This is a genomic window from Arthrobacter cryoconiti (assembly GCF_020905375.1).
Lineage (GTDB): Bacteria > Actinomycetota > Actinomycetes > Actinomycetales > Micrococcaceae > Specibacter > Specibacter cryoconiti.
This window is the reverse complement of the sequence record NZ_JAJJBU010000004.1, coordinates 130605-149318: the sequence shown is the minus strand read 5'-3', so window position 1 is coordinate 149318 and position 18714 is coordinate 130605. Positions and strand designations below refer to the sequence as shown.

Here is an 18714-nt window from a genome sequence, read left to right as displayed (position 1 = left end):
AACGTACGGGGGCCAAGTAAAGTCAGGACCCACACCAAGTGAACGCAAGGTTAACGCTGATGGGATTTTTGGTTTTCTCACTCAGGCCTAGACTGGTTCCCATGCCACAGTCAGCCAGGGCCGGGAAAAGACGTGGGCGCCTTGCTTCAACGCTCCCCTTTCTGAGGCGGCGCGCTCGATTGGGAGCACGCCGCAGTGCCAACTCGGTTCTACCCGCACTTTTGATCACCGTTTGCGCCGTGGGAGCTTACTACTTCTCCTCGCTGGTCCTTGGCCACCGCGGTCCTTTGTTCGCCGCCACCAGCGCCATTATTGCCTTGGGTTTCACCCGAGCGCCGAGGCTGCGCCGGGTATTGGAGGTAGGGCTTGGCTGCACCATCGGAATTGCCGTGGGAGACTTCCTGCTCCATTGGCTCGGCTCCGGTATTTGGCAAGCAGCCCTGGTGGTGTTTGTCTCGATCTTGCTGGCCCGCTTTCTTGATTCGGGGGCCATCTTTACCACCCAACTCGCCCTACAATCCTTGTTGGTGGTGCTGTTGCCTATACCTGCCGGTGGACCGTTTACCCGCAGCATCGACGCCGTCGTAGGTGGCTGTTTTGCCTTGGCTGCAACATTGCTGGTGCCCCGCGATCCGCGCCGAGCACCCAAAAACGATTTGGCGAAGATGCTTGGCGAGTTGTCTTTGGTCTTGCGAGAATGCGCGTCGGCTCTGTCCCACAACGATTCCACAAAGGCTTGGCACGCCCTCGTCCGGGCTCGCAGCCAGCAGCCCCACATCGACACGATGCGGCAGGGCCTGCGCGGTGCCGTCGAGATTGCCAAACTCTCTCCGCTCTACCGGAGGCATTTGGAGGAAGTCGAAAGCCTGTCCAGGGTCATGGAACGGCTCGATTACGCCATGCGGTCCGCACGAGTTCTCGCCAGACGACTCATCAGTGTGATCAACAATGTGGCCCTGTCCGACGCAGGTTCCAGTCGTCTTGCCGACGTCATGAGCGAGTCCGCATCCGCAGTGGACGAGCTTTCTGCCGCGCTGGCGCATGATCCCTCCGGCGCCGCTAGAACGTCCTTGAGTCACGCCCGCGATTCCCTCAGCGAGATTGCGACTGAACTTCACCCTGCCACACTGGAGATCACGCGATTGGAAGGCGAAGCTGTGGTGTTGCTCTTCCGCACCCTCATGGTGGACCTTCTAGAAACAGCCAAAATGGACCCCGACGAAGCACGGAGCTTGCTGCCCAAGCTCTAGATTTTCCTGCGAACGTCTCCCCAGAGTTTTTGGGCGCTTGACACTATTCATCCTGGACTTATCCACAGAACTCCACCCCGGCCGAGAGTGCCGTAACCTTTGTGTCCGAGCCCAGCGCTAGGCTGGTTCCATGGCAACAAAAACGGCAAAGTCAGCTACCGGGCGCTCCACCACAGGACAAAATTTCCGCTGCTCCGAATGCGGCTGGACTGCTGTGAAGTGGGTGGGCCGGTGCGGTGAGTGCCAAGAATGGGGAACGCTGGAGGAAGTAGGCACCGTGGTGGTCCGCACCACGGCCGCCACCACGGTAGTACGCCCGGCTCAGCTCATCTCCGAAGTGGACGCCTCCAAGGCCGCCCACAATCTCACCGGTGTGCCGGAACTTGACCGTGTCTTGGGTGGCGGCATGGTACCCGGTGCCGTGATTCTCTTAGCCGGTGAGCCCGGCGTCGGAAAGTCCACACTGTTACTGGACGTTGCAGCAAAATTTGCACGCAATGAACACGGTCAAGAACCACAAAAGGTGCTGTATCTGACGGGCGAGGAATCCGCCGCTCAGGTTAAATTGCGTGCCGAACGCATTGGCGCCGTTGCCGCAACCCTCTATCTGGGCGCCGAAACTGATCTGGGCACGGCTTTAGGACAGGTTGAGGCAGTCCAACCGGCCTTGCTAATAGTTGACTCAGTTCAAACTTTCGCCAGCGCTATGGTGGATGGCAGTGCCGGCGGAGTCTCGCAAGTGCGCGAAGTTGCCGCCTCGCTCATCGCCGCTGCCAAGCGCCTAAACATGACCACGCTTCTGGTGGGCCACGTGACGAAGGACGGCTCCATCGCTGGACCGCGCCTGCTTGAGCATCTAGTGGATGTGGTCTGCCAGTTCGACGGCGAACGGCACTCGCGTCTACGCCTGCTGCGTGCCGTGAAGAATAGATACGGTCAAACCGACGAGGTGGGCTGCTTTGATCTCACCGATGATGGAATCCAGGGGCTTGCTGATCCCAGCGGACTGTTCACAACTCGCACTAAACATCCGGTCCCAGGTACCTGCCTCACCGTCACTATGGAGGGCAGGCGGCCGCTCTTGGCGGAGGTCCAGGCCCTTCTGACCACGTCCATGGGCTCTTCGCCGCGTAGGACAGTTAGCGGCCTTGATTCCACCCGCGTAGGGATGCTGCTAGCTGTTCTCCAGCAGCGGGCAGGCGTACGGCTGGATGCCGACGACAGTTATGTGGCAACCGTCGGTGGAGCCCGGCTGACTGAGCCAGCCATTGACTTAGCGGTAGCACTGGCCATTGCCTCCGCCAAGATCAACCGTCCGGTGCACCAAAAAATGGTGGCATTTGGTGAAGTGGGATTAGCGGGAGAGGTCCGTCCCGTACCGGGTATCAACCAGCGCATCCATGAGGCCTACAGGCTTGGTTTCACCCACGCATTGGTTCCTGCGAGCGAATCCGGCCCAGGCGTCATCCCACCAAATTTCACTGTTAAGCAGATTGAGCACGTTGCTGAGGCCACCGAGTTGTTGTTGCAGGTCTAAGGACACCTGCGTTGTGCAGCTTTTCTTCGAACCGGTTTCATTGGTGGAGTGTGTTTCACCGCAGAATAACGTCAATAGTGAGAACAACCGCATAAGAATAGGCCTCGGAGTACTCGTATTGGTCCAACACGGACCACTATTCGGCATGCATTTGCCGTTCCTACTAATATGAGTAATGAGACTTGTGCGGAATCCCGCGCTTGAAAAGAAGGATTCACCAATGCTGCGCAGCCCTGAAGAGGCCTTGAAGGCCACTCTTGCCCGTGTTGCTCCAGGCACCCCACTCCGCGACGGGCTTGAACGAATTCTTCGCGGCCGCACCGGCGCTCTGATTGTTCTTGGTTCAGATAAGACCATTGAGAGCCTGTGCTCAGGTGGCTTTGAGATTGGCATTGATTTTGCCCCCACTCGGTTGCGGGAATTAGCCAAGATGGATGGCGCAATCGTGTGTGACAAGGACGTCACGAAGATTCTCCGCGCCGCCGTGCAACTCGTTCCGGATCCCAGCATTGAGACGCAGGAGTCCGGAACTCGGCACCGCACCGCGGAGCGGGTTGCCATCCAAACCGGTGTTCCCGTGGTCTCCGTCAGCCAGTCGATGCAGATAATCGCCCTGTACGTTGACGGGCTCCGCCACGTATTGGAAGGCTCAGAGAAGGTTCTGGCCCGCGCCAATCAGGCTCTGGCCACACTTGAGCGTTACCGGGCCCGTCTGGATCAGGTCACCAGTTCACTCTCCGCTTTGGAGATCGAGGCCATGGTGACTGTTCGCGACGTTGCCGTGACATTACAACGCCATGAAATGGTGCGCCGTATTTCTGCGGAGATCGCCCAGTACGTGCTGGAGCTCGGCGTTGACGGGCGTCTACTCTCGCTCCAGCTTGACGAACTCTCCGCTACACGCGGGTCCGGGCCCGACGTTGTGATTCGAGATTACACGGACCCGGAAACGACGGATATTGAGGCCGCCGTTGCGGCGCTTCAGGAGATCGACCAAGCCAACCTGATCGACCTGAACCTCATCGCGTCCATCGCTGGGCTACCCACCGCCGACTCCTTGGAGAAGATCATCCAGCCCCGAGGCTACCGCCTGGTCTCTGAGCTAAAAGCAGTACCTCGGGCAGTAGCCGGGCGACTGGTGGATCACTTTGGAAGCCTACAAAACCTCATGGCCGCCACCATTGATGAGCTCATGGTTGTTGATGGGATCGGCGATCTGCGGGCTCGCACAGTCCGTGAAGGGCTCTCCCGGATCGCTGAAGCCAGCCTCCTGGACCGATTCCTCTAGACCACGCTCGGCTCCAAGTACGTGACGGCCATAATGTAGATCGTTCCCGTTCCTTGGACGATGAGTTCTACGACGTCCGACGTGAACTCGTTTCCGGCAGTGGAGGTAACTTCCGGAGAAACCGAGTTGACCCGAATGCCGCGCGGATCGTATTCCGCCGCCCAGTGATGAGTACTTCGGCGCCAGAGGCTGCCAGAACCTGGGCAATCGCCGCACCAATGCCACTGGTTGATCCGGTCACGATCGCTGTTCGCCCGGCGAGTCTGCGGTCAAGGGTGAAGGCGGCGCGGGCTTCGAAATTTGTTTCTATGATAATTGTTACTTTCCGTTGAGAGGTTGAAATTTGTGGATATTTACCAGTGCGAGCGCTGCCAGTAGAGCGAAGCCAAACATATAGGGGTAGGCAGCGGTTCTTTCGATGGCACCGGTGAAGAGCACAGGGAACGCCACCAGCCCGGCCATCGCGGCGGCGCCGATAACGCCCGATGCGACCACAAGGCGTGAGATCCAGCGGGGAAGGCCATAATGTCGGTGACCCGCGAGTCCAATGGCGATCAGAAGCGCATTGCCAAGACCAATGTTCAGAAACGCTCCGATGATGTGGCCCAGCTCAACGCTGTTCTCCGGAAACACACCGACCAGCACTCCGCCAATACCGAAGAGAATCCCAAAGATACTGATGACAGTTCGGTGGGCCCCCCGGGCTAGTGAACGGGTAAGGAGCATGATGCCCGTGGACGCTAGGACGCCAAGTGCAATGAAACTGAAATCTATCAACCAGCCCACGGGCGAGTCGACGTGCCGTCCCTGATAAACGATTGGCCCGTTGACAACACCAAGGTCGCTGATGAAGTTGTAGTAGAAGCTGTATCCCGGTTCACGCCACGCGGCAGCCGTGATCTGCTCGAATAGCAGGAACTGAAGTGGAGCGACCAGGAGCAGCGCGGCGCCCAGGACGCCGGCCTTCCCGCGGGAGGGAAAAGAAGTACCAGCAGGTCTGTTGGTGACGGTGAGTACTTGGGACATTTGGTTTCCTAAGGGGATTGATTAGACGGTGTCTAATTCCAAATACTAGACACCGTCTAAATTGTTTGTCAATAGGTATACTTAGGTCATGAGCGATCCGCTATCTCCACGGGGGAATCTGCGTGAAGTCCTTCTTGAGCACGCCGAACAGATCGTGGCAAAAGAAGGATTCGAGAAACTATCCTTGCGGGAAGTTGCGAGAATTGCGGGGGTCAGCCACGGCGCTCCCCGTTTTCACTTTCCAACTCGAGAAGACCTTCTAGATGCCGTCTCGGCTCGAGGATTCGACCGCTTGGATGAAACTCTCCGGCTGGCAGTCGCCACAGCTGGCGAGAATTTCTGGGATAAGACGATGTCCGTGTCGCGTTCCTACATAGATTTCGTCTTACAGGAGCCGCATCTGATTGAACTCATGTATTCTCGTCTCCGAGCCAATGACAATCAGGAAATCGAGTCGCTACCGGCGTCGAAGTCTCATGCCTACATTCATTTCGAACGGCTGTTAGCCGAAGGACAAGAACTAGGGCTGATCATTGACGGTCCTAGCGAAATTATTGGCCTGTCGTACTTCTCCGCCATCCACGGTGCAGCAACGCTGATTGCAAGCGGCGCGGTTTCCGTCAAACAACTCGACGCCGTCATCTCTAATGTCACCTCGTACGCGCTGCGTGGGATCGAAGTCAATCGCCGCGCGCCCTAGCTAGTCATTGATCCTTCTCAGTTAAGTCGAAACACTACTTTTTCACTAGACCATTTACCCAAGGTGGCCACAAAAACATAGGTTCCGGCACCCGGCTTAGCACTAACTGGCGCGCATCCTGCCGCGCTACGATTGCGCTTCCAAGTAAAATTGGCGGTTTCGGAGGCACCTGATTTGAGATTCTTCACAAGATTTGTTGGATCGACTTCACAGTCCTTGGAATTGAAGATACTGTCATCGCCGCTGGTGATCGCGAATTGCATTTGGCTAGTTCCCACGTTGATGTCGCAGGGCGCCTGACCAGTATTGGTCACTTGCAGGCTCAGCACGGGCTCTTCGCCTGAACCATAGTCGCTCTTGTCCATCGACGCGCTGACCTTAATTCCGGCTTCGTCGCACACGGCCGACGCCGAAGAACCAGCCTGGGCGGGCTTCGCACCTGCTGCGGGGCCAGGGGCTGTGGAACTAGCTGAAGTTGGGCTTACTGGTGGTGCGTCAGCTGCTTTTTTCGCACCAGAGCCACCTAAAGCACTGGTCAATGCAATCCCTGCGGCTACGATCGCGCCCACCACAAGAAGGGCCAGGACTGCTGCCAGTATCCGCCGCCGCCGGAACACCTTCTTAGAGACCTTGGGTTTTCGCGCAGGGCCGACTCCAGCCTTGCCACGCCCATTGTTCGGTGATTTCGCCACGTTCCCAGACTATCGAAGCCCGGCATCGCAGCCCGCCAACCACGCCGGACGCTAGAGTTGAACCGTCTATATAGTTCATGAAGGAGATGCGTGTACCAAGAGGTCCTGAAATGGTTTCGCGAAAATGCCCGGGATCTGCCATGGCGGGGGCAATGTTCTCCGTGGGGCATTCTGGTCAGCGAGATCATGCTGGCGCAAACGCCCGTAGTGCGGGTTCAGCCGGTGTGGGAGCGGTGGATGGCACGCTGGCCCACCCCCTCCGTGTTTGCCCAAGAATCCCCTGCCGAGGTACTCCGGGCGTGGGACCGGCTCGGATATCCACGCCGAGCTTTACGCTTACACGCGACTGCCAACGTCATTGTTCAAAAGCACGGTGGCGACGTGCCGGAAACGTTTGAAGAACTTCTGGCCCTTCCAGGTATCGGCAACTACACAGCGGCCGCCGTTGCGGCGTTTGCCTTCGGGCAACGCGAAACTGTAGTGGATACCAACATCCGCAGAGTCCATGCACGTCTGGTTATAGGTCAGGCTTTACCTGCACCGGCTCTCAACGCTGCGGAGATGGCCCTCGCCAAGGACTTGCTGCCGGTTGATCCATCCGAATCGGTCCAATGGAATGCCGGTGTCATGGAGCTCGGCGCACTCATCTGCACCGCCCGGAATCCAAAGTGTGAAACATGCCCCGTAAGGGATCAATGCGCCTGGATTGCTGCCGGGCAGCCCGCTCCCACATACATCCCGAAGGGCCAACCCTGGGCCGGAACAGATAGGCAGGTGCGCGGGGCTGCCATGGCCGTTCTGCGCGCAGCCAAATCGCCTGTGCACGTGGACCTGTTCTGGGCCAACGTGACCGGAATCGATCCAGAATCCGCGGATACAGCACACACCGCTGAAGTTACGAGCGCACTCCGCAAGTTCCACGGCCTAAATACCAAAGCACCCCAGCTCCAAAGGGCTTTGGCTGGCCTAGTCGCTGATGGGCTAGCTGAGCTCGAGAATAAAAGCTACTCCCTGCCGAGGTAGTACTTCTAGCCCCTTGACCCGCCGGGCATTTTAGATCTCACCGAACCCGGACGTAACCTCACGGCGCACCAGCGCCACTGCACCCACGGCATCCGGACCAGAAGCCCGGACATGCAACTTTGTGCCTTCGCCGGCGCCAAGCGTCATCAACATCATGACTGACTGTCCGTCCACGCCGTTGATTTCAATATCAACGTCCATAGCGCCCAACTCACCGGCCAAAACCGCTGCCGGGCGGGCATGAAGACCCATGGGGTTGATCAGAATCAACTCAGCTGTCTGCTCACCTTCAGGAGTGTGGTCCTTACGTGGTTCAGTTCCAGAATCAAGGCCAGTGGCAGTCCCAGCATCCGTGGCGCGTGCAGCACCACTATTTTGCAACGCCGTTTCGGCCGCATGACGAACGGCCTGCAGTCCAGCGCCGGACGCGGCCGCAACGGCTGCGGCCACCGCCCCTTCCACAAGAGGCGCATCAGCAAGTGCGACCGTCGCCGGACCGCCCATAAATTCCAGAGCCGATTCAGCAGTCATGACGGCGGAACCAAGATCCGTCAGCACCACTACCCCCTCCCCCGTGTCTGCCTGACCCAACGCTGACATGACCTTCTCCAGCGACGTGCCGAGGCCGCCGTCGTCCATGCCACCGGCGGCAACAATACTCACCCCAACCGCCATCTGCGCGGCCAGCTCCACCACACCGGCAGCCAGCGCAGCGCTGTGGGAAACAATAACCAGTCCAACACTCACGCCGACGCCCCGCCCGCCTGCGCTGCAGCGCGTAAGATCATGGCCGACGACGCCGCACCAGGATCGCGATGCCCAATGGCCCGTTCCCCAAGATAGCTAGCCCGGCCCTTGTGCGCGATGAGAGGATCCGTGGCCACTGCACCCGACTCCGCGGCCGCAGCAGCAGCAGCGAGCACGGCGGCTGGGCTGGCGCCTGCATCAGCGGCAGAAATGGCCGCATCTACGGCCGGAGTCCACGCATCGATCATCGTTTTATCGCCAACCTCGGCCTTTCCGCGCGCAACCACCCCGTCTCGCGCGGCAGCCAGCCCGGCTGCCAGCAGCGCAGAGTCAATCTCAACGGCTTCGCCCATTGCGGTCCCCATCCGCAAAAATGCTGTGCCATAGAGCGGCCCTGCAGCCCCGCCAACCTTAGACATGAGAGTCATGGCCGCCAGTTTGAAAGTCGCAGCAGGTGTAAGCGGCGGCTCGCTATCTAGTTTCTCCAAGATAGCGCTGAAGCCACGGTCGAGGTTCTCTCCATGGTCGCCGTCGCCGATGGCCCTATCCAGTTCAATCAAAGCCATCCGATTTTCACTCACGACGGCAGCGCTGCGGCGCAGCCAATCAACAGCCCACGCGGTGTCCAGAGAAGAATCAGTCATTTACATCCCCCATCGAAGTGCCGGTGCCAGAACGGGCGCGTCCCATAGCTCAGTCATTTCCTCATCCAAGCGAAGGACCGAGATGGAACAGCCCTGCATTTCCAGTGCTGTGATGTAGTTCCCCACCAGTGACCGCTCCACCACCAGACCAGCATCTCTTAGAACCTTCGCCGCGTGGCGGTAAACGATGTAGAGCTCGCTAGCTGGAGTACCGCCCATCCCGTTGACGAACAGGAGCACCTTATCCCCGGTAACGGGGGCAAGATCCGCCAGAATAGGCTCTAAGAGCCTGTCCGTGATGCCGTTGGCGTCTTCCATGGGGATCTTGTGCCTGCCGGGTTCACCATGGATACCAATACCGATTTCAATTTCGTTCTCGGCCAGTTCAAAGCTTGGGACGCCGGCGTGCGGGACGGTGCACGCTGACAGGGCTACGCCCATGGTGCGCACGTTGTCGTTGACCCGCTGCCCAATGGCCGCAACAGCGTCCAGATCATCCCCGCGTTCTGCGGCTGCTCCAGCGATCTTCTCTACCAGTACAGTTCCGCCCACACCACGCCGGCCAGCCGTGTAGAGCGAGTCTTCCACCGCGACGTCGTCGTTCACCAGCACGGTGCGGACCTCTATGCCATCGGCCTGCGCCATCTCCGCAGCCGTCTCAAAGTTAAGTACATCGCCGGTGTAGTTCTTCACAATATGGACGACCCCTGCGCCGGAATCGGCAGCGACACTCGCCGCGATGATCGCATCCGGTGTTGGGGAGGTGAAAACGGCGCCGGGGACGGCGGCATCCAGCATCCCGAAGCCGACATAGCCCGCATGTAAAGGCTCATGGCCGCTGCCGCCTCCGGAGAGCAGGCCCACCTTGCCCGCCTTCGCCACTTTGCGGGTGACGAATAATGGGTCCGTGTGGACCACCACCAAATCGGCATGGGCTAAACCGAATCCTTCGACGGATTCGTCAACTACTGCTTTGGGATCATTGATGAGTTTTTTCATGACGGCACCCTCCGAATTGAACAGTGAACAGGCAAATGAGGCAGCCACGGCGCACCGGACACCCTTGCATTGAACACTACCCGGACGTGCTCGCAGTGGGTAGGGGGCATTGTCTTAGAGAGTGCGGATCATACGAGTGTTACCCAGGGTGTTTGGCTTGACCCTGGCCAAGTCCAAGAATTCGGCGATTCCTTCATCCGCAGAGCGCAGCAGTTCCGAATAGACATCAGGGTCCACGGCAGTCTGGTCAGCCATGACCTCAAAGCCGTTACGGATAAAGAAATCCACCTCAAAAGTCAGGCAGAACACACGGCTCACGCCCAGTTCACCGGCTTTTTCCAACAGGCGCTCCACGAGTGCGCGGCCTATACCTTTGCCTCGCCAAGAATCCGCGCTCGCCAGGGTCCGGATCTCCGCGAGATCCTCCCACATCACGTGCAATGCACCGCAGCCGGCTATCTCGCCGTCCACCTGTGCAACCGTAAATTCTTGAATGGACTCGAAGTAGGTGACAGTTTCCTTGGAGATCAGAATGCGCTCTTGTGCCAAGGGCGCCACAAGGTCTTTAATCGCATGCACGTCGGAGGTGCGTGCGGGCCGGAGGGTGATGACGGGGGCGGTAGTTTGAACAGTCACCGTTTCAGTCTATGACGCCCTCAACGGATGCTCGGTTACATCCGGGGCTTAAAAAGACAACGCTCGGTTAGCAAGTAACCGAGCGTTGGCCAAAAAGCCCCCGAAAGTAACCGAGCGTCGAGGGATGCGGGGCGGGCGAAGGGCGCATGACCCTCTCGAGTCATGCGCCCTTCGCCTTATTGCTGAGTGCTATGCGGAGGCCGTGATGGCGTCCGGAACCGTCGGCTTGGACGTGCCCACAAACGTGAACTTCGCCTCGTCACCTTCGCCTTCCACATCTACAGCGATAACATCTCCGGAGTTAATCTCACCAAAGAGGATCTTCTCGGAAAGGTGATCCTCGATCTCGCGCTGGATGGTACGGCGCAGTGGCCGGGCACCCATGGCGGGGTCGTATCCCTTGGTCGCCAGCAAGATCTTAGCCGCGGGCGTGAGCTCGATGCCCATACCCTTATCGGCCAAACGAGTTTCTAGACGCGCAACCATGAGGTCAACGATCTCAATGATCTCGTCCTGGGTCAGCTGCGGGAACACCACAACGTCATCAACACGGTTAAGGAACTCCGGGCGGAAATGCTGCTTTAGTTCCTCTGTAACCCGCGCCCGCATCCGGTTGTAGCCGGTCTGCGTATCGCTGCCTGACTGGAACCCTGTTGCGACGGTCTTGGAGATGTCACGGGTACCCAAGTTAGTGGTCATGATGATGATGGTGTTCTTGAAGTCCACCACTCGACCCTGGCTGTCCGTTAGGCGGCCATCCTCGAGAATCTGCAGCAATGAGTTGAATAGATCCGCATGGGCCTTTTCCACCTCATCAAAGAGCACTACCGAGAACGGACGACGGCGGACCTTCTCGGTCAGCTGCCCGCCTTCTTCATAGCCAACGTAACCCGGAGGGGCACCGAAGAGACGCGAGACGGTGTGCTTCTCCGAGTATTCGGACATGTCCAGGGTGATCAAGGCATCTTCGTCACCAAACAAGAATTCGGCAAGCGCCTTGGCCAGTTCAGTCTTACCGACGCCGGTGGGGCCGGCAAAGATGAACGAGCCACCTGGACGCTTAGGATCTTTCAGGCCCGAACGGGTCCGACGGATGGCCTGCGAGATGGACTTAATGGCCTCATTCTGACCGATCACACGCTTGTGGATCTCGTCTTCCATCTTCAGCAGACGCGTGGACTCAGCCTCGGTCAGCTTGAACACAGGAATACCGGTGGAGTTGGCCAAGACTTCAGCGATGAGTTCTTCATCTACTTCGGAGATGTCATCGAGACCGCCGGACTTCCACAGACGCTCCTTCTCGGCGCGAGCGGTGATGAGTTTTTGCTCGTCGTCGCGCAAGGAGGCCGCACCTTCAAAGTCTTGAGCATCGATGGCGTCTTCTTTGCGCTTCTTGACAGCCGCAATGTCAACGTCCATGGCCTTCAACTCTGGCGGGGCCGTCATGCGGCGGATACGCAAACGCGCACCAGCCTCATCGATAAGGTCGATCGCCTTGTCCGGCAGGAAGCGGTCGGAGATATAGCGATCTGCCAGCGTTGCAGCAGCCGTTAGCGCGCCATCGGTGATTGAGACACGGTGGTGGGCCTCGTAGCGATCGCGTAGACCCTTCAGAATCTCAATGGTCAAAGGAACCGTGGGCTCCTGGACCTGAATGGGCTGGAAGCGACGCTCAAGAGCTGCGTCCTTCTCAATGTGCTTGCGGTACTCGTCAAGCGTAGTGGCACCAATAGTCTGAAGTTCCCCGCGCGCCAGCATGGGCTTCAAGATGGAGGCTGCGTCAATAGCGCCTTCAGCGGCACCAGCACCGACGAGTGTGTGGATCTCATCGATGAAAAGGATGATGTCCCCGCGGGTGCGGATTTCTTTGAGCACCTTCTTCAGGCGCTCCTCAAAGTCACCGCGGTACCTTGAACCCGCTACCAAAGAGCCCAGATCAAGCGTGTACAACTGCTTGTCCTTGATGGTCTCGGGAACATCGCCGCGCACAATTGCCTGAGCCAGACCCTCAACAACAGCTGTCTTGCCGACGCCTGGCTCACCAATGAGGACTGGATTGTTTTTTGTTCGTCGAGACAGGACCTGCATGACGCGTTCCATCTCGTGCTCGCGCCCAATCACAGGATCAAGCTTATTTTCACGCGCAGCTTGGGTCAGGTTGCGACCAAACTGGTCCAAGACCACAGAACCTGCGGGTTGGCCTTCTGGCTGCTGACCACCACTGGCAACCGGCTCTTTGCCCTGATAGCCAGAAAGCAGCTGAATGACCTGCTGGCGCACACGGCCAAGGTCAGCACCGAGCTTCACGAGAACTTGAGCGGCAACACCTTCACCCTCACGGATCAGCCCGAGCAGAATATGCTCCGTGCCAATGTAATTGTGGCCAAGCTGCAAAGCTTCACGCAGGGAGAGCTCCAACACCTTCTTGGCGCGCGGCGTGAACGGGATGTGACCACTGGGGGCTTGTTGTCCTTGCCCAATGATCTCCTGGACCTGTTCCCGGACACCGTCGAGAGAGATGTTCAAGGACTCCAGCGCTTTGGCTGCAACACCTTCACCCTCATGGATGAGACCGAGCAGAATATGCTCCGTGCCAATGTAATTGTGGTTGAGCATGCGGGCCTCTTCTTGGGCCAGCACAACAACACGTCGGGCTCGATCAGTAAATCGCTCAAACATTTCGCCACACTCCTTTTACTGCGTACTTTGATGCTACGCAGTGCCAGCCCGCCATGGGGGCTTGTTCGCCACAGGGGAAATAAATGTGCTGGAAATCTGCCGATGACTGCACCCGTCGATTGCGAGAACACGAGCTTTTAGAACGGGTTCAGAAGAACAGAGCCCGCAAGAACAGAGCCCGCAAGAACAGAGCCCGCAAGAACAGGGCCCGCAACAGCAGGGCCCGCAACAACGGACGGCGGGGTCCCCCTCAGGGAACCCCGCCGTCCGTCAGGGACCTAGGACCCCTGCGTATTTTGCGTCTTAGCCTTGTGCCGCGTAATACGCCTTGCGGATTTCAGCTTGAATGCGGCCACGCTCATGGACTTCAAAGCCGTTGGCTTTGGCCCAGGCACGGATCTCGCCTACGTCACTTTTACCTTTAGCACCGCTTGCTGTTGCCTTACCGCGCACCGCTCGTCCACCCGAGCGGCGTCCGCCGGAAATGAATTTGGCCAATGCCTCGCGTAGCTCTGCGGCGTTAGCAGCTGAAAGGTCTATTTCGTAATTGATTCCATCTAGGCCGAACACGACGTTCTCATCGGCAGGGCTCTGGTCAAGATCGTCGACCAACGTGACATGAATCTTCTGTGCCATGTGAATTTATCGCCTCGCTAATTATTGTGGAATTTGCTTCATCATAAATTATGGCGGTTAATCCACTGTCAGTCAAAGATAATTGATCAATTCTTTATTGACCAGGTAAATCCCGCTTTTGTTCCGCCTCACGCTCAGCGCGCGCCAAGGCGTCACGTTCCGAACGGTCGGCGTTGAATATTGCCTTCATGGCGAAATAAAAGAGGACGCCTACTCCCAACGAAGGGAGGATAACTGCAACATATTCCATAATCTTGCCGCTTCTACTCTGGTTTCATCAACGGGAACAGGATGGCTTCGCGTATTCCCACACCGGTAAATAACATGACCAGACGGTCAATGCCCAAGCCCAGCCCACCCATGGGAGGTGCGCCGTATTCCAACGCGCGAAGGAAGTCTTCATCAAGCGCCATGGCCTCGGGATCGCCCGCCGCTGCAGCCAGCGACTGCTTAGTGAGTCGTTCACGCTGGATAACAGGATCTACTAGCTCAGAGAAGGCAGTACCGGTCTCCTTGCCGTCAATGACCAAGTCCCAAGCTTCAATCAGGTCAGGCTTATCCCGATGCGGACGCGCCAGCGGCTGCGCGGACGGAGGATAATCATAAACAAATGTAGGTTGAATCAGCGTGGGTTCAACTAGCTCGCCAAATAATTCAATGACGAGCTTCTCCGCATCCCAGAGTGGATCAATCTTCACGTCGTGGGCGCCAGCAATGGACCGCAATTCTTCGGCTGTGGTGGCCGGCGTAATTTCCGTGCCCACCTTCTCACTCAGGCCCGGATAGACCGATAGCCAGCGCCACTGACCATCAAGGTTGATTTGGCCGTGCTCGGTTTCAATTATGCGCGATCCCACAGCATCCGCTGCGGCCAAAATGACACGCTGCATAGTCTCAGCCATGGTGAATTGGTCCCCATATGCCTCATAGGCTTCCAACATAGTGAATTCGGGACTGTGGGTGGAATCTACGCCTTCATTACGGAAAATACGTCCGAGTTCAAAAACCTTGTCCAACCCACCTACAACTGCCCGTTTGAGATAAAGCTCAATGGCAATACGCAGCGTCATAGGTTGATCAAAGGCATTCAAATGGGTACGGAAGGGCCGCGCTGCAGCGCCACCATGAACTAACTGAAGAATGGGTGTCTCAAGCTCAATGTATTCTTCGCCATGCAGAGCATCCCGAATTGCTTTAACAATGGCTGAACGTGCGCGTACCTGATCCCGGGCAGCGTCTCGGACTATCAAATCAACGTACCGTTGGCGCACACGCATTTCCTCGGACAAGTCCGCGTGCAGCACCGGCAATGGGCGTAACGCCTTGGATGCCATCGCCCAGGAGTCAGCCATAATGGACAATTCCCCACGGCGGGAGCTAATGACCTCTCCCTTAACAAATACGTGGTCGCCTAGATCCACGAGTGCTTTCCAATCGGAAAGAGCGTCCTCTCCCACATTGGCCAAGGAAAGCATGACCTGCAGGCGCGTTCCAGCACCCGATTGCAGGGTGGCAAAGCACAGTTTGCCAGTGTTACGTACAAAAACTACGCGGGCGCTGACGGCAGCAATTTCGCCAGTAACCGCATCCGCGGGCAGTTCCGAGTACTTGGCCCTGATGGCCTCGAGGGTATGGGTCCGTTCCACCCCCACCGGATAGGGATGACCACCACGCTCAAGCAACTTGGCACGCTTTTCCATACGCACATGCATTTGTTCTGAAACGTCACTGGCCTCGGGGCCCCGAAAATTTTCTGCACTCACAGTAGACAAGTTTAGAGGGTGAATCTGAATGAATCCTCCGCGCACCCCGAAAGCCTGCTTGAAGTAAGGCATGACGTCTAGCTAAAACACATATTTTGGACCGCAAGGTGCGGTCATAGGCGACTTACGCCAGCGATCTAGCAAGGATGGTTGGTGCCTCATCTGACGGTGCGGGAACTGACACAAGGCCCTACCGAAAAACATCAGACACCCTATAAACACCGTTTTCATTTGATATTCACCGTTTGCCCTTGCGTTTTCTTAAGCTAGAGAGAGTGCTGGAGCAGACCCTTCGCGGACGTAAATAGAGCTAAGCGGAGCGTTTGACGTGGTGCTATTTGCGATGCAAACATTGTCCTGACGACGACTGCATTTCTTGCCGGAACCGGTCACCAACGACGTGGAGAAAACGTGAATACGACACCATTGGCCGAACCCGTCTCCACCGCACCAAGGAAGATCATCTTGGACTGCGATCCAGGCCATGACGACGCCGTTGCCATGCTTTTGGCTCATGGCAGCCCCATGATCGAACTGCTAGCCGTCACTACGGTGGTGGGCAATCACACACTGGAGAAAGTCACTCGGAACGCACTTGCCGTCGGCACGATCGCCGGTATCACCGGCGTACCGTTCGCTGCGGGCTGCGATCGTCCTCTGGTGCGCAATATTGAAACAGCTGCGGAAGTTCACGGCGAGTCCGGTATGGACGGGCCAGTCCTGCCGACCTCGCGTATCACCTTGGACCCCCGCCACGCCGTCGACCTCATCATTGAGACCATCATGGCCCATGAGCCCGGCACCGTGACTTTGGTCCCCACAGCCGGCTTGACCAACATCGCCATGGCCGCCCGGAAAGAGCCCCGCATCGTGGAGCGCGTGAAGGAAGTTGTCCTCATGGGTGGCGGATACCATGTGGGCAACTGGAGCCCCGTGGCTGAATTCAACATTAAGATTGACCCGGAAGCCGCACACATTGTCTTCAACGCCGGCTGGGAAGTGGTCATGGTGGGCCTGGATCTGACACATCAGGCACTGGCCACCCCGGACGTCGTCTCAGCCATCGAAGCCATCGGCACTAAACCGGCGAAGTTCGTCATGGAACTAATGGAATTCTTCACCAAAACTTACAAGGACACTCAAGGCTTCGACTACCCGCCAGTCCACGACCCTTGTGCTGTGGCATATGTCATTGACCCCACCGTTATGACCACCCTCCGGGTCCCCGTCGATATTGAACTCACGGGAACGCTAACGCTGGGCATGACGGTGGCCGACTTCCGCTCTCCTGCCCCAGCCGAGTGCCGCACTTCCGTGGCAGTCACGCTTGACCACGGCAAGTTCTGGGGCCTCGTTACCGACGCGCTGGTCCGCATCGGCGAGGGCGGGGGCCAGGTATGAGTGCGCGCATAGTGGTTGTCGGCTCGCTCAATGCGGATCTGACCATCTATTGCGAACGGCTGCCTTTGCCTGGCGAGACGCTGCACGGCAGTGGTTTTGCTATCAATCCAGGCGGCAAGAGCGCGAATCAGGCCGTAGCCGCCGGTAAATTGGGCGGACTCGTCACCTTGATCGGCGCCGTGGGCCAAGACTCCAATGCAGAGATGTTGCTGGCCTCCACATCCGCTGCAGGAGTCGACGTCAGCCACGTGGGCCGCGTCGATGTTCCCACTGGCGTGGCGCTCATCTCGGTGGAAGCCAGCGGGGAAAACAGCATCATCATCTCCGCTGGCGCCAACGAAACCCTCTCTCCCGATGCCATGGAGCCGGCTCTTTTCGCTGATGCCGCAGTGGTGTGCCTGTGCCTGGAGGTTCCTTTGGAGACCGTTCAAGCAGCAGCGCAGGCCGGGCACGACGCCGGAGCCACAGTCTTGCTCAACCTCTCACCGTTCGCTGCGGTCCAGGAGGAATTGGCTCGTCTCAGTGACATCCTGCTCGTCAACACCCACGAAGCATCCGCATTCTTGGGTGGGATGACCATGCCTGAGCCGGGTGCTCCCCTCTCCGAATGGCAGCCAGCGATTGAACAGTTCGCCAGCCGCGGCTTGCACAAGGTTCTGCTCACCCTGGGATCGGCCGGTTCGATGGTTCTAGATGCCACCAACCCCGATGCGCCTGCAATCCGCGTTGCCCCGACCAAGGTTGACGCCGTAGACACCACGGGTGCCGGAGACGCGTTCACCGGCGCTGTCGCCGCACGCTTGGCAAGCGGGGACACCCTGGCAGACGCTGCCCGTTATGCTTCCGTTGCTGCGGCTCTGGCTACGACCAAAAAGGGAACGCAGGCGGCCTACCCCTTGGCCCACGATGTCTCGGTGCGACTTAATCAATAAGGTGATTAAGAGCATCGGAAATAGCGCCGAACTTGAGCGTGAACCATATCGGAGCAACGTAGCTATTCTTACTCAGCGAGCAGAGTAGGCGCGAAAGAACGCACGAACCCCCTCGGTAATTGTTTCGGTGGTGTCCGGCACGCTCGGCTTACCGAAGACTCCACCGTTGTTGATCACGAGTGCAAATGAAAGCGCGACGAAGTGGTCAGCGGCACGGTTTGCATTTGTCACTTCCAGCAGGCCCTCCCGAGCGAAGTAGGCCAGACGTTCAGCAATGGCGTTCTCCGGGGCATCCGCAAGCGAATGGCCGCTCATTTCCGTCAAATGTGAGCCTTCGGTGCTGACCAGTTTAACAAAAGCAGCATAGTCCGAGGACTCAATCGTTGAGCTGGCAACTTGTAAGGCGAACGCGATTAGTGCCGCTTCAAGTTCTCTCGAGCCTGTAAGGCTCGCTTCATCGCCAAGGTGTGCGCGGATGGCGAGATGAATGGAGTCCATGAGGGCCTGGCCCACTTCTTCGACAACACGCACGAGCAACGTGCTTTTACCGCCGTAGTAGTCATAGACGGTGCGCTTGGAAACATTCGCTCGCAACGCCACCGCATCAACACTCGTCCGTTCGAAGCCCTCGGCCACGAACAGTACTCGAGCGGCGTCGAGGATTGCTCGGCGCTTGAGCGGTGAGCCCTCTCGAAGCCCCTTAGTCGGCGCCCGTGTGTGGTGATCCATCCCATAATCTTACTCCAGGGTGTATTTATTAC

The 18714-nt window shown here is 58.0% G+C and carries 18 protein-coding genes; 7 read left to right on the top strand and 11 right to left on the bottom strand.

Annotated elements, in window-relative coordinates; genetic code table 11:
* Window positions 1–101 precede the first annotated feature (101 nt).
* From LOH53_RS03705 to disA, 3 genes are all read left to right on the top strand, one after another.
* Window positions 102–1250: an FUSC family protein gene (locus tag LOH53_RS03705; RefSeq protein WP_230066375.1), complete on the top strand. Its 1149-nt coding sequence runs from the start codon at window positions 102–104 to the stop codon at window positions 1248–1250.
* Between the two features lie 130 nt (window positions 1251–1380).
* Window positions 1381–2787: a DNA repair protein RadA gene (gene radA, locus LOH53_RS03700; protein WP_230066374.1), complete on the top strand. Its 1407-nt coding sequence runs from the start codon at window positions 1381–1383 to the stop codon at window positions 2785–2787.
* 220 nt (window positions 2788–3007) lie between these two features.
* Entirely contained in the window at window positions 3008–4075 is a 1068-nt protein-coding gene (disA, locus tag LOH53_RS03695; RefSeq protein WP_230066373.1) for a DNA integrity scanning diadenylate cyclase DisA, read from the top strand.
* A gap of 67 nt (window positions 4076–4142) precedes the next feature.
* Here disA and LOH53_RS16985 read toward each other — a convergent pair whose 3' ends face one another.
* Window positions 4143–4316: a hypothetical protein gene (locus tag LOH53_RS16985; RefSeq protein ID WP_376991409.1), complete on the bottom strand. Its 174-nt coding sequence runs from the start codon at window positions 4314–4316 to the stop codon at window positions 4143–4145.
* A gap of 77 nt (window positions 4317–4393) precedes the next feature.
* On the bottom strand, window positions 4394–5101 hold the full coding sequence (locus LOH53_RS03685; RefSeq protein WP_230066372.1) for a DUF998 domain-containing protein: 708 nt from the start codon (window positions 5099–5101) through the stop codon (window positions 4394–4396).
* Between the two features lie 88 nt (window positions 5102–5189).
* Between LOH53_RS03685 and LOH53_RS03680 the strand changes: the two genes are divergently transcribed.
* Window positions 5190–5801 (top strand): TetR/AcrR family transcriptional regulator, encoded by a 612-nt coding sequence (locus LOH53_RS03680; RefSeq protein WP_230066371.1) that lies wholly within the window; start codon window positions 5190–5192, stop codon window positions 5799–5801.
* 17 nt (window positions 5802–5818) lie between these two features.
* On the opposite strand, the gene LOH53_RS03675 is transcribed toward LOH53_RS03680, so the two are convergent.
* Entirely contained in the window at window positions 5819–6493 is a 675-nt protein-coding gene (locus tag LOH53_RS03675; RefSeq protein ID WP_230066370.1) for a hypothetical protein, read from the bottom strand.
* A gap of 90 nt (window positions 6494–6583) precedes the next feature.
* Here LOH53_RS03675 and LOH53_RS03670 point away from each other — a divergent pair, with 90 nt between their 5' ends.
* The gene (locus tag LOH53_RS03670) at window positions 6584–7516 is read left to right on the top strand and encodes an HhH-GPD family protein (protein WP_230066369.1); all 933 of its coding nucleotides are present in this window, start codon (window positions 6584–6586) and stop codon (window positions 7514–7516) included.
* A 30-nt stretch (window positions 7517–7546) separates the two neighbouring features.
* On the opposite strand, the gene dhaM is transcribed toward LOH53_RS03670, so the two are convergent.
* The 7 genes from dhaM to lysS form a co-directional block, all read right to left on the bottom strand.
* Window positions 7547–8263: a dihydroxyacetone kinase phosphoryl donor subunit DhaM gene (gene dhaM / locus LOH53_RS03665; RefSeq protein ID WP_230066368.1), complete on the bottom strand. Its 717-nt coding sequence runs from the start codon at window positions 8261–8263 to the stop codon at window positions 7547–7549.
* Window positions 8260–8907: a dihydroxyacetone kinase subunit DhaL gene (dhaL, locus tag LOH53_RS03660; protein WP_230066367.1), complete on the bottom strand. Its 648-nt coding sequence runs from the start codon at window positions 8905–8907 to the stop codon at window positions 8260–8262. Before dhaL ends, dhaM begins: the two co-directional genes overlap by 4 nt.
* Window positions 8908–9906: a dihydroxyacetone kinase subunit DhaK gene (dhaK, locus tag LOH53_RS03655; RefSeq protein WP_230066402.1), complete on the bottom strand. Its 999-nt coding sequence runs from the start codon at window positions 9904–9906 to the stop codon at window positions 8908–8910.
* A gap of 114 nt (window positions 9907–10020) precedes the next feature.
* On the bottom strand, window positions 10021–10542 hold the full coding sequence (locus tag LOH53_RS03650; RefSeq protein WP_230066366.1) for an amino-acid N-acetyltransferase: 522 nt from the start codon (window positions 10540–10542) through the stop codon (window positions 10021–10023).
* Window positions 10543–10731: 189 nt separating this feature from the next.
* Window positions 10732–13221: an ATP-dependent Clp protease ATP-binding subunit gene (locus LOH53_RS03645; RefSeq protein ID WP_230066365.1), complete on the bottom strand. Its 2490-nt coding sequence runs from the start codon at window positions 13219–13221 to the stop codon at window positions 10732–10734.
* A gap of 303 nt (window positions 13222–13524) precedes the next feature.
* Entirely contained in the window at window positions 13525–13857 is a 333-nt protein-coding gene (locus LOH53_RS03640; protein ID WP_230066364.1) for a histone-like nucleoid-structuring protein Lsr2, read from the bottom strand.
* Window positions 13858–14120: 263 nt separating this feature from the next.
* A complete protein-coding gene (lysS, locus tag LOH53_RS03635; RefSeq protein ID WP_230066401.1) occupies window positions 14121–15569 on the bottom strand; it encodes a lysine--tRNA ligase in 1449 nt (482 codons plus the stop codon).
* Between the two features lie 462 nt (window positions 15570–16031).
* Between lysS and uriH the strand changes: the two genes are divergently transcribed.
* Window positions 16032–17021: a uridine-preferring nucleoside hydrolase UriH gene (gene uriH, locus LOH53_RS03630; RefSeq protein WP_230066363.1), complete on the top strand. Its 990-nt coding sequence runs from the start codon at window positions 16032–16034 to the stop codon at window positions 17019–17021.
* Window positions 17018–17953 carry a ribokinase gene (locus tag LOH53_RS03625; RefSeq protein ID WP_230066362.1) on the top strand — a complete coding sequence of 312 codons (936 nt, stop codon included), beginning with the start codon at window positions 17018–17020 and terminating at the stop codon, window positions 17951–17953. The genes uriH and LOH53_RS03625 overlap by 4 nt, the downstream gene beginning before the upstream one ends.
* 72 nt (window positions 17954–18025) lie before the next feature.
* Here the strand turns inward: LOH53_RS03625 and LOH53_RS03620 are convergent, their stop codons facing one another.
* Entirely contained in the window at window positions 18026–18682 is a 657-nt protein-coding gene (locus tag LOH53_RS03620; RefSeq protein ID WP_230066361.1) for a TetR/AcrR family transcriptional regulator, read from the bottom strand.
* Between the last annotated feature and the right edge of the window lie 32 nt (window positions 18683–18714).